The sequence below is a fragment of the Chitinophaga agrisoli genome, from assembly GCF_008386695.1.
Lineage (GTDB): Bacteria > Bacteroidota > Bacteroidia > Chitinophagales > Chitinophagaceae > Chitinophaga > Chitinophaga agrisoli.
The window spans coordinates 1,087,081-1,110,592 of record NZ_VUOC01000001.1; the positions used below are offsets into that span (position 1 = coordinate 1,087,081).

General features: G+C 48.8%; 19 protein-coding genes. 15 read left to right on the plus strand and 4 right to left on the minus strand.

Annotated elements, in window-relative coordinates; all coding sequences use genetic code 11:
• The first annotated feature begins 12 nt into the window (after positions 1–12).
• The 7 genes from F0L74_RS04500 to F0L74_RS04530 all read left to right on the plus strand — a co-directional run bounded on the left by F0L74_RS04500 (position 13) and on the right by F0L74_RS04530 (position 12,140).
• A complete protein-coding gene (locus F0L74_RS04500; RefSeq protein WP_149836619.1) occupies positions 13–2,406 on the plus strand; it encodes an ABC transporter permease in 2,394 nt (797 codons plus the stop codon).
• A 113-nt stretch (positions 2,407–2,519) separates the two neighbouring features.
• Positions 2,520–4,883: an ABC transporter permease gene (locus F0L74_RS04505; RefSeq protein WP_188315855.1), complete on the plus strand. Its 2,364-nt coding sequence runs from the start codon at positions 2,520–2,522 to the stop codon at positions 4,881–4,883.
• Between the two features lie 14 nt (positions 4,884–4,897).
• The gene (locus F0L74_RS04510; RefSeq protein ID WP_149836621.1) at positions 4,898–7,318 is read left to right on the plus strand and encodes an ABC transporter permease; all 2,421 of its coding nucleotides are present in this window, start codon (positions 4,898–4,900) and stop codon (positions 7,316–7,318) included.
• Positions 7,319–7,330: 12 nt separating this feature from the next.
• Positions 7,331–7,993, plus strand: coding sequence for an ABC transporter ATP-binding protein (locus F0L74_RS04515; protein ID WP_149836622.1), 663 nt, complete (start codon positions 7,331–7,333; stop codon positions 7,991–7,993).
• Between the two features lie 166 nt (positions 7,994–8,159).
• Positions 8,160–9,614: a TolC family protein gene (locus F0L74_RS04520; RefSeq protein WP_213086889.1), complete on the plus strand. Its 1,455-nt coding sequence runs from the start codon at positions 8,160–8,162 to the stop codon at positions 9,612–9,614.
• Positions 9,615–9,639: 25 nt separating this feature from the next.
• Positions 9,640–11,019, plus strand: coding sequence for an efflux RND transporter periplasmic adaptor subunit (locus F0L74_RS04525; protein WP_149836624.1), 1,380 nt, complete (start codon positions 9,640–9,642; stop codon positions 11,017–11,019).
• 107 nt (positions 11,020–11,126) lie between these two features.
• The gene (locus tag F0L74_RS04530; RefSeq protein ID WP_149836625.1) at positions 11,127–12,140 is read left to right on the plus strand and encodes an NAD(P)H-dependent glycerol-3-phosphate dehydrogenase; all 1,014 of its coding nucleotides are present in this window, start codon (positions 11,127–11,129) and stop codon (positions 12,138–12,140) included.
• 122 nt (positions 12,141–12,262) lie between these two features.
• Here F0L74_RS04530 and F0L74_RS04535 read toward each other — a convergent pair whose 3' ends face one another.
• The gene (locus F0L74_RS04535; protein ID WP_149836626.1) at positions 12,263–12,502 is read right to left on the minus strand and encodes a hypothetical protein; all 240 of its coding nucleotides are present in this window, start codon (positions 12,500–12,502) and stop codon (positions 12,263–12,265) included.
• 359 nt (positions 12,503–12,861) lie between these two features.
• On the opposite strand from F0L74_RS04535, the gene F0L74_RS04540 reads away from it, so the two are divergent.
• From F0L74_RS04540 to F0L74_RS04555, 4 genes are read left to right on the plus strand one after another with little or no spacing between them, the layout of a single operon-like run.
• Complete coding sequence (locus F0L74_RS04540) at positions 12,862–15,144, plus strand: glycosyltransferase (RefSeq protein WP_149836627.1); 2,283 nt, start codon at positions 12,862–12,864, stop codon at positions 15,142–15,144.
• Positions 15,089–15,511 carry a response regulator transcription factor gene (locus F0L74_RS04545; RefSeq protein WP_149836628.1) on the plus strand — a complete coding sequence of 141 codons (423 nt, stop codon included), beginning with the start codon at positions 15,089–15,091 and terminating at the stop codon, positions 15,509–15,511. The genes F0L74_RS04540 and F0L74_RS04545 overlap by 56 nt, the downstream gene beginning before the upstream one ends.
• A 60-nt stretch (positions 15,512–15,571) precedes the next feature.
• The gene (locus F0L74_RS04550; RefSeq protein ID WP_149836629.1) at positions 15,572–17,020 is read left to right on the plus strand and encodes a sigma-54-dependent transcriptional regulator; all 1,449 of its coding nucleotides are present in this window, start codon (positions 15,572–15,574) and stop codon (positions 17,018–17,020) included.
• 11 nt (positions 17,021–17,031) lie between these two features.
• A complete protein-coding gene (locus F0L74_RS04555; protein WP_149836630.1) occupies positions 17,032–17,517 on the plus strand; it encodes a low affinity iron permease family protein in 486 nt (161 codons plus the stop codon).
• Positions 17,518–17,579: 62 nt separating this feature from the next.
• Here the strand turns inward: F0L74_RS04555 and F0L74_RS04560 are convergent, their stop codons facing one another.
• Genes F0L74_RS04560 through F0L74_RS04570 form a run of 3 tightly spaced genes read right to left on the minus strand, consistent with a single transcriptional unit; the run spans position 17,580 to position 20,895 of the window.
• The gene (locus tag F0L74_RS04560; protein ID WP_149836631.1) at positions 17,580–19,016 is read right to left on the minus strand and encodes a hybrid sensor histidine kinase/response regulator; all 1,437 of its coding nucleotides are present in this window, start codon (positions 19,014–19,016) and stop codon (positions 17,580–17,582) included.
• Positions 19,017–19,018: 2 nt separating this feature from the next.
• Positions 19,019–19,480 (minus strand): response regulator, encoded by a 462-nt coding sequence (locus tag F0L74_RS04565; RefSeq protein ID WP_149836632.1) that lies wholly within the window; start codon positions 19,478–19,480, stop codon positions 19,019–19,021.
• Positions 19,477–20,895 carry a sensor histidine kinase gene (locus F0L74_RS04570; RefSeq protein WP_188315857.1) on the minus strand — a complete coding sequence of 473 codons (1,419 nt, stop codon included), beginning with the start codon at positions 20,893–20,895 and terminating at the stop codon, positions 19,477–19,479. The genes F0L74_RS04565 and F0L74_RS04570 overlap by 4 nt, the downstream gene beginning before the upstream one ends.
• A 279-nt stretch (positions 20,896–21,174) precedes the next feature.
• Here F0L74_RS04570 and F0L74_RS04575 point away from each other — a divergent pair, with 279 nt between their 5' ends.
• The 4 genes from F0L74_RS04575 (at position 21,175) to F0L74_RS04590 (ending at position 23,509) form a co-directional block, all read left to right on the plus strand.
• Positions 21,175–21,375, plus strand: a complete 201-nt coding sequence (locus F0L74_RS04575; RefSeq protein ID WP_149836634.1) for a hypothetical protein — start codon at positions 21,175–21,177, stop codon at positions 21,373–21,375.
• A 40-nt stretch (positions 21,376–21,415) separates the two neighbouring features.
• Positions 21,416–21,994: a YciE/YciF ferroxidase family protein gene (locus F0L74_RS04580; protein WP_149836635.1), complete on the plus strand. Its 579-nt coding sequence runs from the start codon at positions 21,416–21,418 to the stop codon at positions 21,992–21,994.
• An 85-nt stretch (positions 21,995–22,079) separates the two neighbouring features.
• On the plus strand, positions 22,080–22,616 hold the full coding sequence (locus F0L74_RS04585) for a CinA family protein (RefSeq protein WP_188315858.1): 537 nt from the start codon (positions 22,080–22,082) through the stop codon (positions 22,614–22,616).
• 23 nt (positions 22,617–22,639) lie between these two features.
• Positions 22,640–23,509: an SDR family oxidoreductase gene (locus tag F0L74_RS04590; RefSeq protein WP_149836637.1), complete on the plus strand. Its 870-nt coding sequence runs from the start codon at positions 22,640–22,642 to the stop codon at positions 23,507–23,509.
• Positions 23,510–23,512 lie beyond the last annotated feature (3 nt).

Genomic DNA, 23,512 nt, shown 5'->3' on the forward strand with positions numbered 1-23,512 from the left:
CCAGTTAGCCATATGTTCCGCAGTTACCTGAAAATAGCGTTCCGGCATCTATTGCTGCATAAGACCATCACATTCATTAATGTGGCGGGGCTGGCAATAGGTATGGCCTGCTGCATCCTGATCATGATGCTGGTAAAGGACGAATTGAGCTTTGATCAGTTCCATGCCAACAAGGCTAATATCTACCGGGTTAATACCAGATTTACAGAAAACGGAAAGGTCAATTATGGCACCAGCAGCCAATTCCCTACAGGGCCTGCCATGAAAGCGGAACTAAGCGATGTAAAGGATGCCGTGCGCCTGTATGAACCGGGCAATACCCTGTTTACCCATGGCGATAAGAAATTCCTGGAGGAGCATGCCGCCTTTGCAGATGCAGGCTTCTTTAAAATGTTCAGCTTCCCCCTGCTGACTGGCGATGCCGCCACCGCATTAAAGGAGCCTAATAGCATTGTGATCACAGAAAGCGCGGCAAAAAAATACTTTGGCAACGAAGATCCTATTGGTAAAACGCTCCGGATGGCGAATGAAACAGATTGTAAGATAACCGCTGTAGCCAAGGATATGCCCCGGAATACAGATCTCCGCTATGACCTGCTGATCTCTTTCTCCACCTTTGAAACAGGCAACCGTTTATCCGGGCTCTGGATGTATTTTTCGCAGAACTTTACCTATGTAATGCTGCGTGATAAAGCCAGCCTGGCCAATATGAATAAAACGCTGGCCGGGTTCACAGACCTGCATGTGGGCAAGATCGCCAAACGTTTGGGCATGCAGTTCAGTTACCAGCTGCAACCACTGACCAACATGCACCTGCGTCCCGGTGGCGATGAAAATAAAGAAGACCGCTCCAAACTCATTTACATCTATATCGTTATTGCCGTTTTCCTGGTGCTGATCGCCTGCATTAACTTCATGAACCTGGTTACAGCCAGGGCAAGCGAGCGGGCGTTGGAAGTGGGATTACGGAAGGTGATGGGCGCTGCCCGCCGTACGCTGGTCATCCAGTTCCTGATGGAGGCGGTGCTGTTAAGCCTACTGGCTTTTGTAGCTGCCCTGGTGCTGGCGGCCATCTTGCTCCCGGCATTTAACAGCCTTACAGACAAATCCCTGCAGCTGTTTAGCTGGCAACAGCTGCCCTTACTGGGTACGCTGCTGGCACTGGCTGTTTTTACCGGGTTACTGGCCGGCAGCTATCCCGCATTATTTCTCTCTGGGTTTATGCCCATTGCCATACTAAAAGGCACTTTTCAAAGCCTGCGTAACAGGACCCTGCTACGTAAGGCGATGGTGGTATCGCAATTTGCGATTGCTATTGTATTGATCGTTTCTACCGTGGTGGTGTACTCGCAGCTGCGTTACTGGCGGGAGATGAACCTGGGCTTTGATAAAGAGCACCTGGTGAATATTTACCTGTCTTCTACGGAGGATGTGAGCCCCAAAAGGGAACTCCTTAAACAGGAGCTGCTACGTTTGCCGGCCGTTAAAAGCGCTACCTTGTCCAATATGGCCGTGGGCCGCTTTATAGGCAGCTATAACCCCGTTGCCAAAGAAGGGGATGGGGATGATAAAAGTATTACCCCGGGTATTATTACCGGTGATTTTGACCTGGTGAAGACACTAGGCCTGGAGATCATAAAAGGCCGGAATTTTGCTGCCGATATGGCCACAGACTCTACAGATGCATTTATAATCAACGAAACCGCCGCCAGGAAGCTGGGACTGCATAACCCCCTGGGTGCGCGTATCGAATGGCGGCCAGGCCCTACCCCCAGAAAGGGATCGGTAATAGGGGTGGTAAAAGACTTTAATTTCTCCACCCTGCAATTGCCGGTAGATGCGGTGGTGTACCTGGTAAACCCGCAGAACGCCAGTGTGCTCACGGTTCGCCTGCAGCCCGGTAATCTGCCCGCACAAATGGCGCAGATCAACAAGCTCTGGGCGCAGCTGATACCCAACTACCCCATCCAGTTCTCTTTCCCTGAAAATGATCTTTCCGAACAATACCAGACGGAGTACCGGTTGGGCAGCATATTTGGCGTATTTGCGGTGCTTTCCATCTTTATTGCCTGTATGGGCCTGTTTGGATTATCTATCCTCATCTCCAGGCAGCGTACCAAGGAGATTGGTATCCGTAAGGTGTTGGGCGCTTCCGTAGGCAATATCACCGCACTGCTGTCACGCGATTTCCTGAAGCTGGTCTTTGTGGCTATCATCATTGCCTCTCCCCTGGCCTGGTACCTGATGAACCAATGGTTGCAGGATTTTACCTACCATATAGACGTGCAGTGGTGGATGTTTGTGATAGCCGGGTTGGGCGCTGTAGTAATAGCCATGTGCACCATCAGCTTCCAGTCTGTAAGGGCAGCCTTAATGAACCCGGTTAAATCATTGAAAACAGAATAAACTAACAGGTTTTTTAGTACGATACATGTTTACGAGTAGAATAACAAGTCAAATGAAGGGGGATGTTTTTACATGCCCCACCTTTTTTATCATGTGTCCTTAAATTATTTACTATGTTCCGTAACTATATAAAAATAGCCTGGCGTAATCTCTGGCGGCGTAAGCTCTTCACCACGGTAAATATCCTGGGTATGGCCGTGGGCCTGATCTGTGTGGCCTTTCTGGCCTTGTGTGTGCAGCAGATGCTGGTCCGGGATAAGTTCCATAAGAATTTGGACCGCCTGTACCTGGTACAAACAGATAATGGCCAGCAGTCGGTATATCCGTTGCTAAAGGAAATGCTGGCTTCTTTTCCGCAGGTAGAGAACGGAACGCGCATACTACAGTGGGATGCACCCTGGTTTAGCTACCAGGATAAAGAGGTGAGCGAAGCGATCACCTATGCGGATGCCGGCTTTTTTAAGGTATTTACCTATCCATTAAAGTATGGCAATAAAGACAATGCGCTAAAGGATAAATTTTCCATTGTGTTGTCATCAGAAGTGGCCCACAAGCTCTTTGGCAGTGAAAACCCGGTAGGCAAAACGCTGGAGCTTTCTGATAAGCGCCGCCTCATCGTATCCGGCGTAATGGCCCCTATTCCGCCTAATGCATCGTTAAGGCCCGCCGTACTGGTATCTACAGAAAACCTGGATGCTAAGGCTGATTTTAAGGATATGGGCGATTGGTATAACTGTTTCACGGAGACCTTTGTATTATTGAAACCAGGCGCCAGCACCGCTACAGTGGAGAAGCAGCTAAAAGGCGTAGTGGCCACGCGTTTTGCAACGGGTGCAAAAGACCGCGTAATGTCCCTGATGGGATATGGTCAGTTTGCAAATAAGTACGGCGAGTTAAACATAGGTTTTTATGTATATGGCCTTTCCTGTATTGCCTTGTTTATCCTGATCATAGTGGCCATTAACCTGGTAAACCTTAATATGGCCGTATCCCTGACAAGGATCCAGGAAGTAGGCGTGCGTAAAGTGATGGGCGCCGGCCGCAAGGGCGTGTTACTACAGTTTTTTACAGAGGCAGGGTTAACCGTAGGCATTGGCTGCCTGCTGGCCTGGGGCCTGGCCTTTGTCCTGATGCCGGTACTGAATGAACGGCTAAGCGGTATACAACTCACTTCGTCTATGTTATACAGCCTGCCTTTTATTGGCGGCTGGCTGCTGGGGATAATGCTGCTTACCTTGATTGCAGGCGGTTATCCGGCGTTATACCTGAGCGCCGTAAAACTGGTTAATGCCATGAAAGGCAAGTTACAGAGCGCGCCACGGAAAGTGTTTTCCCAGCGTGCGCTTATTATTGCCCAGTTTGTGATAGCGGTGGTGTTTATTACCGGCAGCCTGGTTATGCGCCAGCAGTTACGATATATGGAAGAGGGGGACGTAAAGTTCAACAAGGCGCAGGTATTAACCCTCCGGCTGGACCTCGATTATAAAGACACCGCCCAGGCCCGTAGCAGCATAAACGCCCTGATGGACCGCTTAAGGCAATACCCCCAGGTGCAGGGGCTCTCCACTTCCCAAAGCGTACCGGGCAAGTACTATGAGAATTACAACACTTTTGTGCCTGGTAATGATCAGAATAAAGAACTGAGTATGCGCCAGGCGTACATTGATAATGGCTTCCTTACCGTTTTTGGCGTGCATTTCCTGGAGGGGAGGAACTTTTCCCCGGACCTGGTAACAGACGAAAAGGCCGTCGTTATCAATCAAACCGCAATGCGGCAACTGGGCTGGACCAGCATTGCCGGCAAAACGCTGCGGACTAAAGGAGGAAAAGAGGACTTCCCGGTAATTGGCCTTACGGAAGATTACCACTACCGCTCACTGGCAGGCTCCGTGCAGCCACTGATCCACTTTTACGGCGGGAAAACTGCTATGCATGACTGGTATAATTACCTCAATATCCACATCAACCCTAAAGACGCTGCGCCGGTGATAGCCATGCTCCGGAAGGGATTTGAGAATATCCCCTCTCACCGCGCTTTCAGTTATTCCTTTGCGGATGAGATCTTTAATGAGCAGTATAAACGGATCGAAAGCCTGATAGCGTTGATCAATTATTTCACCCTAATAAGCGTAGTGATTGCCTGTGCCGGCATCTTTGCCCTGGTATCACTGGCGGCCCAGCAGCGTACCCGGGAGATAGGCATCCGCAAGGTGCTGGGCGCCGGTATCGTAAGCATAGTGGCCCTGCTGTCAAAAGACTTTATTAAACTGGTAGGCATTGCTGTGCTGATAGCAGCGCCACTTGCCTGGTGGCTGATGAACCGCTGGTTACAGGATTTTGCCTACAGCATTAAAATATCCTGGTGGCTGCTGGCTGGGGCCGGACTGGTAACCGCGTTGATAGCGCTGTTCACGGTGGGTACCCAGTCATTAAAAGCAGCTTTAATGAACCCCGTAAAAGCAATAAAAACAGAATAACTTAAACAGAAGATATGTTCCGTAATTATATAAAAATAGCCTGGCGCAACCTGCGGAAATCGAAGCTGCTCACCGGGGTGAATGTGCTGGGGCTGGCCATTGCCTTTGCTGCCTGTATCCTGCTGGTGTTAACCGCCTGGCGCGAGCTGTCTTTTGACCAGTTCCATACTAATAAAGGCCGCCTGCAGGAGTTGTACATCACGGTACAGCGCCCGGAAGGGGAGGAAAGCCGGTCTAATTTTCCCATTCCGTTAACGCCGGCGTTGAAACAGGACTTTCCGGAAGTAAAGGCCGCCAGCCGTTTTATTGCTATTAGCGGCAGTATCCGCTATCATGATAAAACATTCCAGGCAGATGTAAAATCGGCAGATGCGGACCTCCTGAAGATGTTTTCTTTCCCGCTGATAAAAGGGGAAATGCACCAGCCACTGAACAGTCTTAGTAATGTGGTGATCACAGCCAACATGGCAAAGAAGATCTTTGGAGCAGAAGACGCCATTAACAAACCGGTAGAGATTTACCTGGAGGGGGAATGGAAAAGTTTTATTGTAAGCGCGGTTGCTAAAGACATCCCGGATAACTCCACTATCTCTTTTGATGTGGTATGCCGGTTTGAAAATACGCCGGGATATGTTTCGCAGAAAGATGATTGGGGCGCCAGCTCCAATGAGGTGTTTGTACAACTGGCAGACCATGCCACGGTAGCCGGTTTTGAGCGCCGTTCCGGGACATTTGTAAATAAGTATTTTACAGCAATACTCAGGGATCTGAAAAGAGATGGAGTGGCGCCTGGCAAAGACGGGCAATTAATGAGCCTGCACCTGATGCCCATCACAACCATACATTTTAACAGCATTAGCTCCAGCGGAGGGGCCATCAGTAAAACATACCCTTACCTGTTATTGCTTATAGGCGGTTTTATTCTCTTTATTGCCTGTGTTAATTTCATGAACCTTACCATAGCCGCAGCTTTTTCCCGGTCCAGGGAAATAGGCATGCGCAAAATACTGGGCGCTGTTAAAACACAGCTGGTTACGCAGTTATGGGGGGAGGCGGTATTGATTTGCCTGTTGGCGCTGGTAACAGGCTTAGTGATCGCTTACCTGCTGCTACCGGGTTATAACGCGCTGTTCAGCAATAAGCTAAGTTTAGCGCTGTTAAAAAGCCCCGGCTTACTGGCTGGGGTACTGTTGGGCTTTGTGCTGGTCACTTTGCTTTCCGGTGGTTATCCCGCCTGGGCTATTGCAAAGATAAACACGCTAAAGGTGTTGAAAGGTAGTTTACAGGCCGGTAAATCCAACGGGTTGCGTAATGTACTGATGGTTACCCAGTTTGTTATCTCCTCCCTGCTGATCTGCTGTACCCTTATTGCATGGCAACAGCTGGATTACCTGCGGAAAATGCCTTTGGGATATAACCGGGACCAGGTTATCAGTATTCCCTTGCCTTATGAGATGGATACGGAACAGGCCTTACAGCGCATGCGCAATAGCCTCTCCGGGCAAACGGGTATTGCGGCTATTTCCGGCGCGGCCATAAACATGGGCCGGGGCCGGGATGGCGCTTCACAGTCTTCCATTATTGCCATGGATTATAAAGGACATAGTGTCCGCTCCAATTGGCTGCGGGTGGATTATGACTATGTAAAGGCCCTGGGCCTGACACTACTGGCCGGCCGGGACTTTTCCCAGGCATACGGCACAGATTCCAGCGGATTAGTCATCAACGAAAAGATGGCCGCCCAGCTGGGTGGCGTACAGGCGGCACTGGGCGTTCAACTGCCCGTGCTGGATAGTGCTCATCCCTTAACCGTAATAGGCGTTGTAAAAGACTTTAACTTTAAACCCCTGAAAGAAGATATAGCGCCGCTTACCATGAATTTGGTGAAGTCATGGCCCGTACAATACATCTTTGTAAAAGTGGCCCCTGGTGATCTGCAGGGGTCTATGGCACTGGTAAAGAAACAATGGAAGCAGCTGTATCCCGGATCTGATATAGACCCCTCCTTCCTGGATGAGAATACGGACCGCCAGTACCGCAGGGAACAACGATATTCGGGTATCTTTATCAGCGCCGCCATATTGGCCATCATCATCTCCTGTATGGGGCTGTTTGCCATATCCGTACTGGTCATGACCCGCCGTACACGGGAGATTGGGGTGCGGAAGGTATTGGGCGCCAGTGTTATCGGTATTGTGGCGTTGGTGTCGAAGGATTTCGTAAAATTGGTATTATTGTCTGTTATGATAGCAGCGCCTATTGCCTGGTATGTAATGGATCAATGGCTGCAGGATTATGCCTACCGTATACATATCAATATCACCGTATTTGTGGCGGCAGGCGGGATTGCGTTACTCGTAGCAGTGCTTACCGTAAGCATACAATCCGTAAGAGCAGCCCTTATGAATCCCATTAAGTCTATCAGAACAGAATAAAACAATCTAGCTATGATACAATTAAAACATATTTCCAAGCATTACCCGGTAGGATTTGGTAAAAATGAAGTACTGAAAGATGTCGACCTGACCATTTTCCCCGGTGAGTTCGTGTCCATTATGGGTCCTTCCGGATCAGGAAAATCTACCTTATTGCATATCCTGGGATTGCTCGAAGAGCCATCCACCGGAGAATACCTGTTTGAGGGAGAGCCTGTGCAGCGTATGAGCGAAAAAAAACGTACCCAGCTGCACCGCGGCAGTATTGGCTTTGTATTCCAGGCCTATCACCTGATAGACGAGTTAACGGTATACGAAAACATAGAAACCCCATTACTATATAAGAATATGCCCGCTTCTGAGCGTAAAAGCCGGGTGGCAGATGTGCTGGACCGCTTTAACATGGTGGCCAAAAAAGACCTGTTCCCTAACCAGCTTTCCGGCGGCCAGCAACAGCTGGTAGGTATTGCCAGGGCTATTGTAGCAGAGCCCCGGGTAATACTGGCAGACGAGCCTACCGGCAACCTGCACTCTGACCAGGCACGCGTAATTATGCAAATGTTTAAACATCTCAACGAAACAGACAAGATCACCATCATCCAGGTTACTCACTCAGAACAGAATGCCGCCTTTGGCCACCGCGTTATCGAGATAAGGGACGGAAAGATTCAGTAAATGACTTCATAAATCTGCATTTAACATACATTTCAAAAAAAACTATAAATAGAATGTTATGTTTTATACTAAATTAGTGTGGCCATCTGCCATACCTAATAAAATTTTGCCTTTTATAAAGAAGTGGCAAAGGCTATCATCACAATTACTATATTTTTGTTACGCTATGAAGTTATTCCGTTTTCCGGGAGCCCTCCTGGTAATGTATTTGTTGTTTGCTAACACTGTACAAGTAGCTGCCCAGGATAAGTGGAGCCTCAAACGTTGCGTTGATTACGCTATGGAAAACAACATATCCATCAAGCAACAGGATGTGCAAAAAAGGTTGGCGGAACTGGCGTTGAAACAAAGCCAGTTATCACAGATCCCTTCCCTTGGCGCCGGCTTAAACGGTAACTATAACTCTGGCCGTAGCGTAAACCCCACTACTTATCAATTCGTAACACAATCATTCTTTACCTCCAATGCCAGCCTTAGCTCACAGGTAACCTTGTTCAACTGGTTCTCCAAACGCAATACTATTGCGGCTAATGCCTACCAGGCGCAGGCAGGTGGCTTTTTGCTGGAAAAGGCCCGGAATGATGTGGCATTTAATATAGCTTCTACCTTTTTGCAGATCTTACAGAATAATGAGCAGGTACATGTCAATGAGACCCAGCTAACCCTTACCAAGGCCCAGCTATCTAACACACAGAAGCTGGTCATTGCCGGCTCTGTACCGGAAAGCAACCAGGCAGACCTGGAGGCGCAGCTGGCCCGCGATAGCGCTAACCTTATCACCGCCCAGAATAATGTGATCTTGTCTACCCTGCAAATGAAGGCCCTGCTGAACCTGGGGTTTGAGGTCCCCTTTCAGCCGGAGATCCCTGCGGATATTTCCAATATACCCCTGGCCAGCCTAAATGAGGTAGACCCGGAAATGGTGTTCAGCGCTGCCACAACCACTAATCCGCTGATACGGGCAGACTCCCTGCAGATCAAGGCCCAGGAAAGGAATGTAGCCGCCAATAGAGGCGCTATGTACCCTACTTTGTCCCTTTCTGCCAGCATAGGTACCAGTTATGCCAATAACGTGAATGAGGCGGACCCCGGTAAAATCCTGGGCCCCTTTGTAGATACCCTTGGCCTGGTAAATGTAAATGGGACTCCCTACAAAGTGGTGTCTAATCCGGCCTATAGTTTCGGCACCCGTAAAACACCCTTCAACACCCAGTTAAGCAATAACTTCCAGCAGGGAGTAGGCATTACCCTGAATATTCCCATTTTTAATGGCTGGCAGCTGCGCGCCAATTACAAGCGCTCCAAGCTGAACCTGTATAACCAGCAGCTTACCCGTGACCAGGACAACCAGCAGCTGCGGCAGGATATTTATACCGCTCATGCCAACGCGGTAGCCGCCATCCAAAAGTTCTACGCCGCCAGCAAAGGCGTGGATGCATCGCAAAAAGCTTTTGATTTTGCTACTAAACGCTTTAATTTGGGATTAATGAACACGATCGATTATATTACAACACAAAATAATTTGTTTCAGGCGCAGATTAATAAGGTCTCAGCACAATACGACTACATTTTCAGGATGAAATTGCTGGAGTTTTACCGGGACCAAAAAATTACCCTGTAAGCCCCTTTTTGTAATAAACCGCTCTATGAAGAAAAAGACACTTTTTTGGGTATTAGGAGGTCTGGTAGCATTCATTTTACTTTTAATCGTACTGAAAGCATCTGGTGTGATAGGTAAGGATGAAGGCGCCAAGGTAGCCGTGGATAAAGCGGCCGATAAGGATATTATCGAGGTGGTGGCTGCCACCGGTAAGATCTATCCTGAGATAGAAGTAAAGGTTAGCTCCGATGTATCCGGCGAAATTGTAGACCTGCCTGTACTGGAAGGTGATTCTGTAAAGAAAGGCCAGGTGCTGGTGCGTATCTATGCAGATATCTACGGCTCCCAGCGGGATAAGGCGATGGCTGCCCTTAGCCAGTCGCAGGCGCAGATGGCCAATACCGCCGCCTCCCTGCACGCCTACAAGGCCAAGCTGGAGCAGTACAAAGCCGCATATGACCGTACCAAAGAGCTGTTTGCACAGAAAGTAGTATCCAAAAGTGAATTTGAGACCGCAGAATCTGCCTACCGTTCCGCACTGGCAGATTATAATGCAGCCGTAGAGCAGGTAAATAGTTATAAATATGCCGTAGCCAGCGCACAGGCCGGACTTACAGAAGCCAATAAGAACCTGGGCCGTACCACCATCGTTTCTCCTATGCACGGCATCGTATCCCTGCTCCCGGTTAAAAAAGGGGAGCGCGTAGTGGGCACCCTGCAGATGACCGGTACGGAGATCATGCGCATAGCAGACCTGAACATAATGGAAGTGCAGGTAGATGTAGGGGAGAACGATATTCCCCGCGTGAAATACGGCGATACCGCTGTCATAGAAGTAGACGCGTACTCCAACCGCCAGTTTAAAGGTATCGTTACCCAGATAGCCAGCTCCAGCAAGGGTGCGGCTACTGCCAGCGCTACCGGTACCACCTCCTCCGCGGAGCAGGTGACCAGCTATATTGTACACATCCGCATACTCAATAGCAGTTACCAGGATCTGATAGATCCTTCCCAACCCAAGAACTTCCCCTTCCGCCCGGGTATGAGCGCTAGCGTGGATATCCAAACCCGCCGCAAATCAAAGGTGTTGTCTGTCCCTATTAACGCGGTAACTACGCGCGAGGCAGAAACCGCCAAAGCAGCCGCCGACCGGAAAAAAGGCCAGGAAGGCGACCAGGTGGAAACCACTGCCCCGGCAGCCAAAGACACCAAAGAAGTGGTATTTGTACTACAGAAGGACAATACCGTAAAACAGGTGGAAGTAAAGACCGGCATCCAGGATGATAATAACATCGAGATCCTCTCCGGCCTGCAACCTGGCGAACAGGTGGTAAGCGCCCCCTATGCCGCTGTTTCCCGCGATCTTAAGACCGGTAAAAAGGTAAAGGTAGTACCCGCCGCACAGTTGTTTGAAGGCACAAAATAATAGGCGATAGCCAGTCCCTGACAGTTAGTTGTTAGTAAACGAAGCGGATATTATGTATATATTCGCGCCAATTACTAATGACTAATAACTGGCAACCAGTAACTATTATGAGAGCAGGCATTATCGGCAGTGGTAGCTGGGCTACCGCCCTGGCGAAAATACTAACAGACAACGGGCAGCAGGTACATTGGTGGATCCGGAGCGAAGATACCATCCGCCATATGCAGCAACGCCATCATAACAAACATTATCTCACCTCCGTATATTTCGATACCCATCAGTTACAGTTAAGCAGCCAATTGCAGCAGGTGGTCGCAAATAGCGACCTGCTGGTGCTGGCCGTACCCTCCGCCTTCCTGGAAGAGGTACTGCAGGTGCTGCCGCCCGATGCATTACAGCATAAAAAGGTGATCTCCGCCATCAAAGGCCTGGTGCCCCAGAGTAATCTGTTCATCAACGAATTCCTGGAAGATGGCTTTGGCTTGCCGATGGAGCAATATTTTACCATTACAGGCCCCTGCCATGCAGAGGAGGTGGCCAATGAAAAGCTCTCTTATCTTACCTTCTCAGGGGTAAATACAGACGCCACGCAAAAAGTGGCGGATCTTTTTACCAACAGCTACCTGCAAACCACGGTAAATAATGATGTGATGGGCGTGCAGCTGGCTGCCGTGTTAAAGAACATCTATGCGATGGGCGCCGGCATAGCCCATGGCCTGGACTATGGCGATAATTTCCTGAGTGTGCTTATTACCAACAGCTTCCGGGAAATGCAGCATTTCCTGGAAAAATATACCGCCTGGGCCGGCCCGGCCCATATGCCGGTCATGCAGCATAACTATAACGCCAGTGCCTACCTGGGCGATCTGCTGGTAACCTGCTACTCCCTGCATAGCCGTAACCGTACTTTTGGCAATATGATAGGCAAGGGATACAGCGTAAAAGCCGCCCAGCTGGAGCTGAACATGGTAGCGGAAGGTTACTACGCCAGCAAATGCGTATTTGAAATAAATCATGAAATAGGCGCTTATATGCCGGTAGCACGGGCCGTATATGCCATCCTGTGGGAGCAGCTCAATGCGGAAGAAGCGTTCCTGGCCCTGGAAAAAGGATTTGTTTAGAACGGGAAAGCGGAGTAAAATCTCTGTGTAAAAAAGAGGCCGGGCCGCAAGTCATTTTAATGGTTGGTTCATGACTTTTGCTTTGGCCCGGCCGTTTGGCAGCTAACAACAAACCGGAACGGTTATATGAGCTGTTTGGTCTTAATAAAGTAATGCCTTATCATCCACTCTATATGCGGTAAGAGCGCAGTGTCGGGCAACTGAACATCATCTGCCGGCGTAATAGTATCCTCCTCTGTTAACGAATACTCTGCTTGTACGCCTTCTACTGTCACACGGAATTTTCTTTCCTTGGCGATCTTTTTCAGGCATACCCGCTTGGGAATGCCATTTACTTTAAAAGTACAGGCCAGATTTCTCATGCGTAGTGTTTTTAATGTCCCAATAAATGATAATAAGCGTTTGATTTTGCTATAGTAGGTATGGGGGTGGTCGTGTACTTGCACAACCTCAGGCGCAAATCTAAAAGCTCCTCCTTATTTAAAAGTGAATTTTCTGTTAACGCCCTAAAAGAAATAGTGTCATCTTATTCCTGCATGCCAAAATGAGTGTATCCGTTTCATTTGTGGAGCGGGCGGTTAAATTGTGGAATAATTTCCACACATTTTTATCAGCTGATCCGTGAAACCGGTGGAAGGGCAATACAGCCGCGGTTGGAGTGATATTTGAAAGAATTTGTCCTGCATAGGGCAGTGAACCTACCAGCAAAAAAATTGTGAATATGTTGAATAAGACCTTGCTTTTTGTTACATCCTTTCCGCCGCGCGAGTGTGGTATTGCCACATTTGCCCAGGATCTGGTAAACTCGCTGCACAAGTCTTTTGCAGGGAAATTGAAGATCGACATCTGTGCGCTGTCAGAGGCGGGCAAAGCGCCCGCTGCCTTACAGGGGCCTGTGAAATATGTCGTCGATCCATTCAATATTGATAGTTGTATCCAGTTTGCCCACCAGGTAAATGCTGATGAAAAGATAGACCTGGTGTGTTTTGAGCATGAATTTGGGCTGTATGGAGGCGAATACGGGCATAATATGCTGGCCATGCTCTCCTTACTGGACAAACCTTTTGTAGTACGGTTCCATACCGTATTGCCCTATCCGGACGCTAAATGTCTGAAGGTAGTGAGCATTATAGGGGCGTTGGCCAGCAAGATCATCGCAATGACGCAAACCTCTGCAGAGATACTGTTGTCTGTTTACCACTTGCCGGCGGATAAGATCGTGCACATCCCACACGGGGTGCACGCCCGTATTACGGAAGATATGGCTGCGCTAAAAAAGCAGTACGGCCTGCAAAACAAAAAGGTGCTGACCACCTTTGGCCTCCTGAGCGAAAATAAGGGGCTGGAAACAGCTATCCGGGCTATGCAGCCTATTGCACAGCAGTTTCCGGATACGGTGTACCTGATACTGGGAAAAACGCACCCCGTGGTGCTGGCCCGTGAAGGGGAACAATACCGCCAGCGCCTGGAGCAGCTGATAGCAGAATTAGGGCTAGAGGAGCATGTACGTTTTGTAAATTCTTATCTGAGCCTGGATACCTTACTGGACTATCTGGCTTTAACTGATATCTACCTTTTTACATCCAAGGACCCCCACCAGGCTGTGAGCGGTACTTTTCTGTACGCTATGAGCGCCGGTTGCCCCATTGTGAGCACGGCGTTCTCACAAGCCCGGGAAATGCTGGACGAGTGTTGCGGCTACCTGATAGAGATGGGCAGCCATGAACAGCTGGCGCAATGCGCCTTACGCCTGTTAGGTGATCCGGAGCTGCGTAAGCGGATGAGCAGTTATGCGATCGAAAAAACGCGCAGCGCCATTTGGGATAATGTGGCTATCGCCCATATGTCCATGTTCAACGAGATACTAGCCGAAAAAAATATGCTGCTACCAAGTCTGCCGCCGGCGTACCTGGACCATATGGACCGTATGACGGACGAATTTGGAATGATACAGTTTTCCCGCCACGACCAGCCGGACCCTTCCTCCGGGTATACCCTGGATGATAATGCCCGTGCGCTGATAGCCATGTGTATGTATGTCAGCAATGCCCGGGAAAGCAGTTTTGTGTACTCGCTCTGCCATAAATACCTCGATTTTATAGAATATTGTCAGCAACCTACCGGGCGTTTCCTGAACTATGTGAACGTGCGCGGGTACTTTGATCCTATGAATTACGAGGTAAACCTGGAAGATGCGAACGGGCGCGCCGTATGGGCCCTGGGTTACCTCCTGCAAATGGAAGCGGAGTTGCCTCCGCTGCTGGTGCAGCAGGCCAACCGGATCCTGCAGCCCTGTTTTAACTGGCTGGAAACGCTAACTTCGCCCCGCGCCATGGCTTTTGCCATCAAGGGACTGTACTACTACATGCAATACCGCCCCGGCGGTATAGCAGAAGATATATTGCACACGCTGGCAGGCCGTTTACATAAGATCTACCAGCTGGAGGCAGATGCGCAATGGAAATGGTATGAGCCATACCTGACCTACGGCAACGCCGTGCTGCCGGAAGCCATGATGATGGCCTACCAGGTAACCGGCAATACCGCCTGGCTGCAAATAGCCCGGGAAAGCCTGGACTTCCTGTGCAGCAAAACATTTACGGACAATTACATGAAAGTGATCAGTAACAAAACATGGTATCATAAGCACACAAATGACGATGTTACTGCTGAAGGAGGAGAACAATCTATCGAAGTAGCTTATACCATGCTAACCCTGCACACCTTTTTCCAGGTTACAGGCAACCACGCCTACATGGAAAAAATGCGGCTGGCGTTTAGCTGGTACCTTGGCAATAACCACCTGAAACAGTTGATATATAACCCACTTACATACGGCTGTTACGACGGTTTAGAGAAAAACAACGTCAATCAGAATCAAGGCGCCGAATCGAGTGTTTGTTACCTGATTGCCAGGTTATTAATGGAACAATGGAATAAACACAAGTATGTTACAACACAGAAAACAGGGATCGAGTCTGGTGTCAGACTTAGTCTCAACTGAAAACATGAAAGGGGCGTTTATCCTGATCATAGATGATGAACCAGACATATGCCGGTTGTTGCAGATGAGTTTAGTTAAGCTTGGATATAATGTAAAATATGTACACGAACTACGGGAAGGACTTCAGTATATACAACGCCAGCAGCCGGATATTCTTTTCCTGGATATTCACTTACCGGATGGTTCCGGATTAGAAGCATTACCAGTCATAAAGAAGAAATGTCCAAACCTCCGGGTGATCACGATCAGCGCCTATGATAATGGTATGGAAAAACAAAAAGCACTCAATGCGGGCGCCAGTTTTTTTCTGGCCAAACCCTTTAGTGTAAAGAATCTGGACGAGCTAATGAATGATGTTAAAATTTAGCCGCCCTGTAAATTTATTCGTAACTTTAAAAGCTTATCGCCAACATCATACATACCCATTATGAGAAATATAATGATCATAGATGATGAGATCAATATCTGTACTTTGTTGAGCAAATTCCTCGGCAAACATGGGTTTAAGGTAGACACCACAATGTCAGGGAATGCCGCCCTGAAAATGATGAAGGAAAAACCTTACGACCTCGTACTGTGTGATTATCGTCTCAAGGATACTGACGGCGCCCAGCTCTTACAGGATATCAGGCAATTGAACCCCCGTACCATTGTTATCATCATAACAGGATATACAGATGTGCGCGTGGCAGTGGAAATGGTAAAGAACGGCGCTTACGATTACCTGTCCAAACCATTATACCCCGATGAAATACTGAACCTGGTACATAAAGCATTTGCCCACCTGGATGCGGAAAGCGAAAGGGAAAGCATACATGTGGTATCCCAACCGCAAACGGGTGGCAGTAGCAGCGTTCCTCAGAACGATGGCAAGGCCCCGGTATCCGAAATGCTGGATAAAACTAACAAATACGTATACGGCGAAAGCAGCGGCGCTACAGAGCTGTTCCGCCAGATAAAACTGGTAGCCCCCACAGATTACAGCGTGATCGTGTTTGGGGAAACCGGTACCGGTAAAGAGTCTGTAGCACATCTCATCCATCATCATAGTAAAAGAAGCTCCCAGCCCTTCGTGGCGCTGGATTGTGGCAGCCTTTCCAAAGAACTGGCGGCCAGTGAGCTATTCGGACACGAAAAAGGCTCCTTTACAGGCGCTATCAATACCAAAATAGGGGCCTTTGAACAGGCGCATGGCGGTACCCTCTTCCTGGACGAAGTGGCCAACCTGTCTTACGACATCCAGGTGGCCCTGTTACGCGTAATACAGGAAAAAGTAATACGCCGCGTAGGCAGCCTGAAGGAAATACCGGTGGATGTGCGCATTATTGTCGCCTCCAATGAAAAGCTGTCTGAGTCCGTACAAAAAGGCCGCTTCCGCGAAGATCTTTTCCACCGTTTTAACGAGTTTACCATTTACATTCCGCCGTTGCGCGAACGTAAGGAAGACCTGCCCCTGTTCGTGAATTCCTTTATTGCTCAGGTAGAGAAAGAGCTGCAGAAAAACTGCGGCAAGATCACTGCAGAGGTGTGGGAATGCTTCCAGAAGTATTCCTGGCCAGGCAATATCCGGGAGCTTAAGAACGTGATACGCCGGGCCTGCCTGCTTACGCCGGAGCACCAGGATATTACCATGACCGCCCTGCCGCTGGAAATGAAAGAAGCGTTTACCCAAAGCTTTGAGGAAGACCATGTAAGCGAACTGGCAGCCATTGCCAACGATAATGATCTGAAGACCGTAGCCTTGCAGGCGGAATACAACAAGATCATTAACGTGCTCAAAGAGGTGAAGTATAACAAAACAAAGGCTGCGCAGCTGTTGAACATAGACCGTAAAACCTTGTACAACAAACTGCGGCTGCTGAATATAAATTATTGAATGCGCTGGGAATGAAAAAGAAAGAGTTAACTCAACAACCGCCGGAAAATAAGAAAAGGGGAGGAGTAGCCGGCTTTTTTGAGCGCTTTTCCAGCCAGGTCATTTATGCTACCGGTTCTGCCTGGGCATTTTGTACCGCATTGGGCGTAATTATCTTATGGGCCGTAACAGGCCCTGTTTTTGGCTTTTCCGATACCTGGCAGCTGGTGATCAATACCGGCACCACCATCATCACTTTCCTGATGGTATTTGTGATCCAGAAATCCCAGAATAAAGAGTCCAAATCCGTGCAACTAAAGCTGAATGAGCTGATTGCCGCCAACCGTTCCGCCAGCAACCGGCTGATCGTGGCAGAGGACCTTTCAGAAGAGGAACTGGATGTATTGCATAAGTACTATTGCAAGCTGGCAGATGAAACCAAACGCCGTATTGATATGAGGGAGTCCCATTCTGTGGAGGAAGCTATCGATAATACGGAAGAGAAGATGCAAGACTAGTCTGAAGGATATATAAAAGTGCAGATGTTGATCTTAATGATCGTACATCTGCACTTTTTTTATTAGTTGGTGGGTAATATGATGCTAAAGGTGGTACCCCTGCCCGGCTCACTATCCACATGAATATTCCCTTTGTGGTTAATGATGATATTCTGCGTGCTGGTAAGCCCTAAACCGCTGCCTTTAGGCTTGCTGGTAAAGAAAGGGTCAAAAAGTTTGGCCTTCATATCCTCCGGGATACCAGGCCCGTTATCGCGGATCTGTATAATGGCCTTATCATTATTGCGGGTGGTGTAGATCTCCAGTTCACCCTGGCCGGGCGTCATGGCCTCTATGGCGTTAATGATAATATTCAGCAGGGCGATCTCCACTTTTTCCGCGTCAGCAGGTATCATTACATCCGGTTCTGAGAATTGTTTCTCCACTTTTATCTCGTTCAGCTGCAGGCGGTCCTGCGCCAGTACCAATGCTTTTTCCGTAAGCTCGTTAATGCCGTGCTGCTGTATGTGCAGCTCTATCATACGGGTGCTGTGCAGCAGCTCTGTGATCAGCTGGTTAATGCGTATACAGTTCCTTTCGATAATATCAGTATACAGCTGGCTGTCTTCTGTGGCGGCTGTGGGCTCCAGTTTAAACTGGCTTACCGCCAGCAGGATATTGGTAAGCGGGTTACGCACCTCATGGGCTATTACCCGCGCAATACGGCCGGTGATCACAAACTTCTGCTGTTGTTGTTTTTCCTGCTCCTCCCTTTTCTTTTCTGTAATATCCTGCACTACGCACAGGAAGATCTGGGCGGCGGCGTCCAGCATAACGGCATTCACCATTACATCCAGCTTTTTGCCCGTTTTGGTCACGAAATTGTATTCTGAAGGGCCGCAGCCGTCTTCCCCGAAGATCTGTTCAAAGAAATGCCGGTACTGCTCCTCAAACAGGAACAGGTTCTTCAGGTTCATATACAATATATCGTCTTTCTCGTACTGGAGGGTCCTTAATGCAGCGGGGTTGGCGTCAATGATGTTCTTATCGCAGTCCGCCAGCAGTATCAGGTCATGCGCCTTCTCAAATACGCCGTAATATTTCTTCTCGCTTTCCGCCAGGGTACGCAGGTGGTTCATTTCATCCAGCGCATAACGGATGCTCCTTTCCAGCAGGTCAGCGCTGATCTCGCCTTTTACCAGGTAATCAGAGGCGCCGGCCATCATGGCTTCCTTATCTATGGTATAATCCCCTTTACCGGTCAATACGATCACCGGGGCTTTATACCGCAGCTGTTGAAAATGGTGGAGGATATCAATACCGGTGTAAGGTCCCAGGCGGTAGTCCACCAGGTAAATATCATGGGCTTTGCGGCCTATCTCTTCTACACCCAGGGCGTAGGTAGATGCCCAGTCCAGCTGGTACTGGCCGGGGGAAATATCCTGTAATAACTCATTTACAAGGAAAAAATCGTCCTCGTCATCGTCGATCATCAGGATATGTATCGGTTGATCCGTCATGATTATGTGTGCAAGTTTGGCAATTCAACAAATTCAAACCAATATTTCCACAGTGTTTGGGTAAACTCCACCAATTTGCGGAAAGTGACAGGTTTTATGATAAAACTGTTCACGCCCAGTTCATAGCTTTTTTTTACATCCTTCTCTTCCTGGGACGTGGTTAATACGATAACGGGAATGCGCTTCAGGTAATTGTCTGTCTTGATCTCCTTTAAGGCTTCCCTACCGTCTTTTTTTGGCATATTCAGGTCCAGCAGTATGATCTGGGGTAGTGGATGCCGCAGATCGTCCGCATAGCTGCCCTTTCTTTTCAGATACCGCAATAGTTCTTCTCCATTCTCTACAAATTTAATGTTGTGCCCAATATTACTTTCCTCAAATGCCGCCTTCAGCATTTCCCGGTCATCCGCGTCATCATCTGCAATTAGAATGCTAAACTTTCCGGCTGGCATGTTTTGCATCATTTTTTTTGTTTTAGCGGTAAGATAATTACAAAGGTGGCTCCTTTATTGGGGTAACCATAGGCCTGGATGAAGCCCTGGTGGCTGTCAACGATCTTTTTACAGATGGCCAGCCCAATGCCGGTACCGGAGTACTCGCTGATACCGTGCAGGCGCTGGAAAATGAGGAAAATACGCTCCGCATAGGCCTGGTCAAACCCAATACCGTTATCCTCTATACAGATCCGGCAGAATTGCTCGTCCCAGCGGTTTTCTTTTACTACCGTGATGTCTTTGCCGTTCAATATCTGGTAGCTGATATTGATCTCCAGCTGGCGGCCGGTATGGGCAAATTTGATGGCATTGGTCAGCAGGTTCTGGAACAGCTGCTGGAAATTGGTGATATTACCTTCTATTACCGGCAGTTGCGCGGCATGTACTACGGCATTCTTTTCCTGCAGGGCTACTTCCAGGTCGCTGAGCACATTCTGTAGCAGCGCGCTCATATCCACTTCCGTAATACTTTCCGGGGCAATGCGCCCGGCCCGGGAAAACATCAGCAGGTCATTGATAAGTACCCGCATACGGGATACGGCAAGCACCATCCGGTCTAACAGCTGGGAGGCGTCCGGGGGCAGCTGGTCCCGGTATTTTATCTGCAACCGGTCGCTGAAAGTGGAGATCTTGCGCAGGGGCTCCTGCAGGTCATGCGAGGCTACATAGGCAAACTGTTCCAGTTCCTGGTTGCTTTTATTCAGCAGCATGATGTTCTGTTGCAGGTCGCGCTGATAGGACTTTAGTTTGGACTCTATATGCAGCTGCAGCTTAAATTCCTTGGTGAGGGTAACATAGGAGTAAATGCCGATCAGGATGGCTACCAGCGAGGAGATGAAGATCACCGGCACCCATAGTACGGAGAAGAAGCGGAACAGCTCCGCTTTTTCATGCAGCTGGGTATCCTCTATATGCATCATGTCATCCACCTTCTGCTCTATACGGTCCATTACTTTTTCCCCTTCCGTTACGGACCGTTTTTCGCCATTAGGCGTGTCGCTATGGGCGCCTAGCTTCAGCTGTTTGTATTTGATGTCCAGCAATGTTTTAAGGGTATCCAGGTGGCGTTGCTGCCGCTGGCTATCGGTGGTAATATGGCGTAAAGCGGCGTATTCGTTCGCTATCCGGTTGCTCCGCTCCCCCATATCAGGGTGCAGAAAGGCGCTGTCCTTAGTAAGGTTAAAGCCACGTATGGCCGCTTCCGCGTCCTTTAATTGCTTGATGATAGTTTCCAGACGTTTGGAGACCTCTATGGTATGGTTCAGCCTGGTCGCATTATCCAGCAGGTTTTTCGTAACAAGATAAGAGAAAAACGAAGCTGCGATAATAACAGAGAAAGCTATAAAAAAGCCCAGGCGTATTTTTCGTTGTACCGGATTATGCATGTTTCGATCGAAAAAAAGGGATGACTCTGGAGCCATCTAATTTACTACATCTCTATGAAACTAAATAATTTAAAACTTACGCCGGGCAAGAATTTCCACATAGTGAAAATTGATTTCTACAGCAATGACGGGCATTTCGGACGATTTTAACGATGGTTTACCTCTTACGCAGACACGTATCCGCAAATCCGTTTTCACCGGTTTGCTAATGGAATGAACTTTGTTTTCATAAAAGCACTGTTACTGTATACACATTGTTTCACTAAACTTTAATAAACTATGAAACAGCATCAGGACAAGGATGTGAATAAACATCCAACGCAAAAGCAGCCGGGGAAGCAACAGATGCCTGCTAAAGATGATAACAAGAAGAACCCTTCACAGCAAACACCGGATAAACAAGATATTCCAGACGAAATACCCGAACGCGAAATAAAACGTAGCCCTGCCAATCCGCAAGATAAAAAGCAGGGTAAGTAAACAGAAGACCTATTTTTTCAACGCTTAAAAAACATTAAATATGGCTGGTACCACAAAAACAAAAACAACTGCCTCCAGGTCATCCAGACCTGCTACTGCCACCAGGAGTAAAGGCAACGCAGAACCTCAGTCCAAGTTCCATACGCTTTTCATGGACGAATTAAAAGACATTTACTGGGCAGAGAAACACCTGGTAAAAGCCCTGCCCAAAATGCAGAAAGCCGCTACTTCAGAAGAGCTGGCGGAAGCTATTGGCGAGCACGTAGAAATTACCAAGGAGCATGTAGCCCGGGTAGAACAGATCTTTGAAATGATGGGCGCCAAAGCTGCCGCTAAAAAATGTGAAGCTATGGAAGGATTGATAGCTGAAGGACAGACCGTAGTAGAAGATACGGAAGAAGACACTGCCGTAAGGGACGCAGGTATTATTATCGCATCCCAGAAGATAGAACACTACGAAATAGCCGCTTATGGCAGCCTGCGGGCCCTGGCCAATAAGATGGGCCAAAGCGAAGTGGTTTCCTTGCTGGAACAGACGTTGGGCGAGGAAAAGGAGGCAGATCAGATGCTTACACAGATCGCGGAATCTTCTATCAATGAAGAAGCCGCTGCAGAATAAATGCCGTTCATCTTATTGTAGGTAAACCTTTAAGGCCTCTGCATTGCTTATGTCGGAGGCCTTTTTAAATCATAATCTACCCGGCATGGATGCTGAAATTAACTATATACATGACCATTGCCTGGCTAACGGTCTAACCCTGGCAGTAGCGGAAAGCGTTACCTCCGGCAGGCTGCAGCTATTATTTAGCAAAGCCACCGGCGGGGCGCAGTTCTTCCAGGGTGGCATTACCACCTATAATACAGGACAAAAGACAAAGCACCTGCAGGTGGAACCTATTCATGCCCTGGCCTGTAACGCCGTATCCCAGGAGGTAGCCATACAAATGGCCCTGGGTGTTTGCCACCTGTTTAACTGCAATGTAGGTATTGCGGTAACAGGTTATGCAGCGCCGGCCCCGGAAATGGACATACATGAGCCATTTGCATTCTTTGCTATCACCTGCCGGGGACAGACCGTTATGGCGCAGAAAATAGTGCCCGTAGCCCATGAGCCGGAAGAGGTGGCGCAGGAATATGCCTTGCAGATCATGCATAGCTGCTACCAGTATTTCAGGCAGCAGGGCACTAAAATAAACAGTGAGGCCGTGAAAGGTGAAAAGGAAGATCCGGCTCGCCATTAAGTAATGATAAAGCCTACCGCATTATGCAGAAATCTTCTAAGAAAAAACCCGTACGCCCACCCCAGCATCAGAAAAAACAGCCGGGTATTGAAGCTAAAATGCGCCCGGAACCGGAATATGCAAAGCCTTCTAAGCCATTAGGCGGCCGCCTGCTGGGCAAGGTTGCCGTTATTACCGGCGGGGATAGCGGCATAGGACGCGCCGTAGCGGTGGCCTTTGCAGAGGAGGGCGCGCATGTGGTGATCGCCTACCTGGATGAGGAGGTGGATGCGCGTAAAACCCAGGAACTGGTAGAGGAGCGGGGTGGCAAAGCCTTGCTGATAGCCGGGGATGTATCTAAGGAAAAACACTGCCAGCGTATCATCGACCAAACGCTTAAGAAATTTGGTCAGCTGGATATACTGGTGAACAATGCCGCCGTGCAGTACCCCCAGGCCCGCCTGGAAGATATTACCGCGGATCAGCTGCAACGCACATTTGCCACCAATATCTTTTCGCATTTTTACCTTACTAAAGCGGCCTTGCCACACCTGGCCAAAGGCAGCTGCATCATAAATACCACTTCTGTAACCGCCTATCGCGGCAGCAGCCACCTGATCGATTATTCCGCTACCAAAGGCGCTATTGTAAGCTTTACCCGCTCCCTGTCTTCCGCACTGGCGGAAAAAGGCATACGGGTAAATGGCGTAGCGCCGGGCCCTATCTGGACGCCCCTGATACCCGCCACTTTTAAAGCGGAAGAAGTGTCGAAGTTTGGGACGGACGTGCCCCTTAAGCGGGCCGGAGAACCGTCAGAGGTAGGCCCCTGTTATGTATTCCTGGCCAGCGATGACGCCAGTTATATCACCGGGCAGATACTGCACCCTAATGGAGGAGAGATTGTGAATGGATAAGAC

Excerpts from the sequence above, each read along its gene's own strand:
- F0L74_RS04500 (WP_149836619.1), top strand. The coding sequence starts at position 13 with ATGTTCCGCAGTTACCTGAAAATAGCGTTCCGGCATCTATTGCTGCAT.
- F0L74_RS04505 (WP_188315855.1), top strand. The coding sequence starts at position 2,520 with ATGTTCCGTAACTATATAAAAATAGCCTGGCGTAATCTCTGGCGGCGT.
- F0L74_RS04510 (WP_149836621.1), top strand. The coding sequence starts at position 4,898 with ATGTTCCGTAATTATATAAAAATAGCCTGGCGCAACCTGCGGAAATCG.
- F0L74_RS04515 (WP_149836622.1), top strand. The coding sequence starts at position 7,331 with ATGATACAATTAAAACATATTTCCAAGCATTACCCGGTAGGATTTGGT.
- F0L74_RS04520 (WP_213086889.1), top strand. The coding sequence starts at position 8,160 with ATGAAGTTATTCCGTTTTCCGGGAGCCCTCCTGGTAATGTATTTGTTG.
- F0L74_RS04525 (WP_149836624.1), top strand. The coding sequence starts at position 9,640 with ATGAAGAAAAAGACACTTTTTTGGGTATTAGGAGGTCTGGTAGCATTC.
- F0L74_RS04530 (WP_149836625.1), top strand. The coding sequence starts at position 11,127 with ATGAGAGCAGGCATTATCGGCAGTGGTAGCTGGGCTACCGCCCTGGCG.
- F0L74_RS04535 (WP_149836626.1), bottom strand. The coding sequence starts at position 12,502 with ATGAGAAATCTGGCCTGTACTTTTAAAGTAAATGGCATTCCCAAGCGG.
- F0L74_RS04540 (WP_149836627.1), top strand. The coding sequence starts at position 12,862 with ATGTTGAATAAGACCTTGCTTTTTGTTACATCCTTTCCGCCGCGCGAG.
- F0L74_RS04545 (WP_149836628.1), top strand. The coding sequence starts at position 15,089 with ATGTTACAACACAGAAAACAGGGATCGAGTCTGGTGTCAGACTTAGTC.
- F0L74_RS04550 (WP_149836629.1), top strand. The coding sequence starts at position 15,572 with ATGAGAAATATAATGATCATAGATGATGAGATCAATATCTGTACTTTG.
- F0L74_RS04555 (WP_149836630.1), top strand. The coding sequence starts at position 17,032 with ATGAAAAAGAAAGAGTTAACTCAACAACCGCCGGAAAATAAGAAAAGG.
- F0L74_RS04560 (WP_149836631.1), bottom strand. The coding sequence starts at position 19,016 with ATGACGGATCAACCGATACATATCCTGATGATCGACGATGACGAGGAC.
- F0L74_RS04565 (WP_149836632.1), bottom strand. The coding sequence starts at position 19,480 with ATGATGCAAAACATGCCAGCCGGAAAGTTTAGCATTCTAATTGCAGAT.
- F0L74_RS04570 (WP_188315857.1), bottom strand. The coding sequence starts at position 20,895 with ATGCATAATCCGGTACAACGAAAAATACGCCTGGGCTTTTTTATAGCT.
- F0L74_RS04575 (WP_149836634.1), top strand. The coding sequence starts at position 21,175 with ATGAAACAGCATCAGGACAAGGATGTGAATAAACATCCAACGCAAAAG.
- F0L74_RS04580 (WP_149836635.1), top strand. The coding sequence starts at position 21,416 with ATGGCTGGTACCACAAAAACAAAAACAACTGCCTCCAGGTCATCCAGA.
- F0L74_RS04585 (WP_188315858.1), top strand. The coding sequence starts at position 22,080 with ATGGATGCTGAAATTAACTATATACATGACCATTGCCTGGCTAACGGT.
- F0L74_RS04590 (WP_149836637.1), top strand. The coding sequence starts at position 22,640 with ATGCAGAAATCTTCTAAGAAAAAACCCGTACGCCCACCCCAGCATCAG.